This is a genomic window from Anaerolineales bacterium, from assembly GCA_022866145.1.
Lineage (GTDB): Bacteria > Chloroflexota > Anaerolineae > Anaerolineales > E44-bin32 > PFL42.
Window position 1 is genome coordinate 1 of the sequence record JALHUE010000106.1, and the last position, 3397, is coordinate 3397.

The 3397-nt window shown below is 66.2% G+C and carries 4 protein-coding genes; all 4 read right to left on the reverse strand.

Features of this window, described 5'->3' with window-relative positions; translation table 11 throughout:
• On the reverse strand, window positions 1-1076 hold a 1076-nt coding region (locus tag MUO23_03400; protein ID MCJ7512002.1), incomplete at its 3' end, for a 4Fe-4S binding protein.
• Window positions 1077-1137: 61 nt separating this feature from the next.
• Window positions 1138-2169 carry a hypothetical protein gene (locus MUO23_03405; GenBank protein MCJ7512003.1) on the reverse strand — a complete coding sequence of 344 codons (1032 nt, stop codon included), beginning with the start codon at window positions 2167-2169 and terminating at the stop codon, window positions 1138-1140.
• Between the two features lie 40 nt (window positions 2170-2209).
• Window positions 2210-2695, reverse strand: a complete 486-nt coding sequence (locus tag MUO23_03410; GenBank protein MCJ7512004.1) for a hydrogenase iron-sulfur subunit — start codon at window positions 2693-2695, stop codon at window positions 2210-2212.
• A partial coding sequence (locus tag MUO23_03415; GenBank protein ID MCJ7512005.1) for a 4Fe-4S binding protein occupies window positions 2692-3397 on the reverse strand: 706 nt, incomplete at its 5' end. The genes MUO23_03410 and MUO23_03415, both read right to left, overlap by 4 nt.

The following is a 3397-nucleotide window of genomic DNA, read 5'->3' on the forward strand; positions in this document are numbered from 1 at the left end:
AGCGCCTGCGTTTCGCGCCCAACGGACTGGAAGACCAGGTCGACGGGCAGATCCATCGGGCAGGCGCTCGAACACAGGCCACAGCCAACACAGGATGTGCTCACATGTATCAAGCGCGTCAGCTGGTACAAGATGGCATCCCCTGGGAGCCTGACGGCACCCCGACGCTCCGCCAGATCGAACAGGTGTCGGCACTCGACCCGCAGGCTGTCCGTTCGGAACAGGCACTCCTTGCAGTAGCACAGGGGGCAAGCCGTGCCGCAATTCAGACAGCGAAGGCAGGTGTCAAATTGCCCTGTTAATCCCGGTCGGCCGTCCGCCCCTGGCTGGAGAGCCTGCAGCGCCGCATCTAGCTCAAGCTGCCGCTTCGACTCCCGCTGCGCCTTCAGCTGGGCAAGCACCACTCCGCGCTCTGGCACGTCATCGACCGCGCCCAGCTCCAGCCGCTCCGCCAGCTCAGGATCCCGCACCTCTACCAGGATCTCCTCGGCCTCGGGCACGCCGATTACATGCAGCCAGATATCTGCCACGGGTGCGACGGCGTCTACGCAGCGGGTGCAGGCCCGACGGTACGGCAATGGGACGGGAGAGTCCGCCCCCCCGCGCCGGAGGGACTCTGTGTAGCGCTCCGCCCATTCGACTCCCGGCATTTCCAGTCCGCCGAAGGCGGCGGCTTCATGTGTGCCCACGCAATCCACGGCGATGATCAGCACCTGGGAAAGATCCACCTGGCGGAGCTTGCTCAGCTCAACTGCGGCCCGGGCCTCGCAAGGACGCATCACGATGGCACACGGCCGCTTCCCAGCCGGGCGCCCACCTGCCTGCATGGCCCGCCGCTCCGTCAGTTGCGCCGCCAAGCGTGCACCGCTGGCCAGGATTGCCGGAGCGAAGGGCAAGCTGTGCTCAAGCTGCTCCGGGTCGTGAACGAGCCGTCGGTGGGGGATGCCCTGCCCTTCGGCGGCGACATCGACCAAGACGCTGCTCACCGACTGCCCCTCCAGCATCCTGCGTAGGAAGGAACGGGCGCCGGCGATCGTCCCCTGCCCCGTCACAGCAGGCTTGGCGTAGACGCTCATGCTACCCTGCCCTCCTTGCACGACGGCGGCCCGAGTTCGGACGAACGCCCTCCCCTGGACGCTAGGAAACCCATGGCAAGGGATCCTCCACGCTCCGACCCGGGGTGTAGTGCATGCGGGACTGCACCTGGTGACCGATGGCATAGGCAATCGCGCACAGTGGGATATCCTCCGGACAACTCACCTGGCAGAAGCCGCAGCCCGAGCAAGAGGCCAGCCGCTGCGCCTCATTGAGGAGTGCCTGGACGAAAACCGTCTTCCCCTGCTGCATCGCCCGGCGGAGGTCATCGCTAGCCAGGGCGCAGGCGTTCAAACACTCGCCGCACAGCGTGCATCGGCTCAGGTAGCCGGCTGCAACCGCAGGATGGCCATCCGCTAGGCCGAGATCCTCCAGCAGCTCCAAAGCCGATTTCTTGCGTCGATCGGCCATCCGCCACAGAGCCATTTCGCGGTCAACGGCCTCTCGCTCGGTGGCGCAGCGCCCGGTCAGTTTCTCGAGGCCAAAGGCGCGGTCAACTTCCTCGTCGGCGATGACCAGCAGCTTCTCCTGCGGATCAAGTCCGATCCAACCGAGCAGCACATCGGCGCTCTCGACATCGGCAGCCGGACGCTCGCACAGCCGGCAGGCCAGGCGTGCCTCCGCCGGTGCCGGCAGTCCGGCTGAGGCACAGGCGAGCGCCTGCCGGCTCAGCGCGTCACGTGCCTGCGAGTCCTCGGGCAGCGGCCCTGCCTGGGCGAAGCCGCAGTCCATCCCCAGGATCAGCAGGCGCTGACGGTCGATGGCGCCGCGTTTCGCCATCTCGATCAGCGTGCGCGTCTCGCAGGGATGGAGAACGACTGCCAGTCGGCCGGTTCTCTGGCCGAGGGCCTGGGGAAGATCGCGGGCGGCATTGGCGAGCATCACCGGAGAAAGCGGATCGTATGGCAGCATCGCCTCACGTGTGGTCGCTACGCGCCCACCCGAGAACGGCTCGCCGGTTGCGGGGATAAAAACGCCATCGGCAAGCCCGGAGTCCAGCAGGCCCCCAAGGAACCCGCGGATCACTTCTTGTGGTTGCGAGCCTTCAACCGCGATTACCCTAGCCACATACATCTTCGCACCTCCCCCCTGCCTGCAGATCTCACCGGGGCCCTCAAGCGAGCTCCGCCAGGCGTATCGGCGTGGGCCCTTTCACCCGCATCGCCTCGGTCATCTCTCGAATGGTGTCGGCAAAACGCTTGCCCTCACTGGCGCTGATCCAACGCAGCCACACTCGCTCGGGGTCAAACCCGGCGCTCTCCAGCACCTTGTGCAGCACAGCCACCCGGCGCCGCGCCTTGTAGTTGCCTTCCTGGTAGTGACAATCCCCAATGTGGCAGCCGCCGATCAGCACACCGTCCGCCCCCTCCGCCAAAGCCCGGCAGACGTATACCGGATCAACGGCGCCGCTGCACATCAGCCGGATAATCCGAACGTTCGGCGGGTACTGCAGACGGCTGGTCCCGGCTAGATCGGCTCCGGTGTAGGTGCACCAGTTGCACAAGAAAGCCACGATCTTGGGTTCAAACTCGGCGGACTCTCTGTCTGACCCCGGATCGGCTGCCATTCCATGGCTGCGAGCAGCGGGAGTTTCGTTCATGGGATTGCCACCTCCACCATCTGTGCTATCTCGCGAAAGGCGAAACCCCGCTGCTGGCTGGCCTTGTTCGGGCACGCCGCCACGCACGCCCCGCACCCCTGACACAGGACCTCGATCACTTCGGCGCAGCCTCGCTCCAGGTCCAATTGGCGGGCACCGAATGGACAGGACTCAACGCACACTCCGCAGGCTGAGCACAACCGCGGGTTGACGGTCGCCACGATCGGAGTGGACCACAGGGACGGCTTGCTCAGCAGGCCGACGACTCGAACCGCTGCCGCCCGAGCTTGCTCCATGCTCTCCTCAATGGCTCGGGGTGAATGTGCCAGGCCGCACACGAACACTCCCTCGGCGGCGAAGTCCACCGGGCGCAGCTTGGCGTGCGCCTCAAGGAAGAAGCCATCCCTGGTGAGCGGCACTTTGAGCAGGCGGCTCAGGCGCGGGTTCTCCGGATTGGGGTCGATTCCGGTACTGAGCACCACCCGGCCGGCGCTGAGCTCGACCGGCATCCCCTCCGGCTGAACCCGCAGCTGAACGCGCAGCCGCGAGTCGTGGATCCCCACCTCGGGCGGCGCCTCAGGTGCATACTGTAGGAAACGGACCCCCAGATCGCGGGCCTGGCGATACACCCTTTCGCGGAAGCCGTAACTGCGCAGGTCTCGGTACAGGATCGTGACCGGGGTCGAGGGGTCGAGGGTCTTG

Coding starts and splice junctions, on each gene's coding strand:
- MUO23_03405 (MCJ7512003.1), bottom strand. CDS start 2,169: ATGTATGTGGCTAGGGTAATCGCGGTTGAAGGCTCGCAACCACAAGAA.
- MUO23_03410 (MCJ7512004.1), bottom strand. CDS start 2,695: ATGAACGAAACTCCCGCTGCTCGCAGCCATGGAATGGCAGCCGATCCG.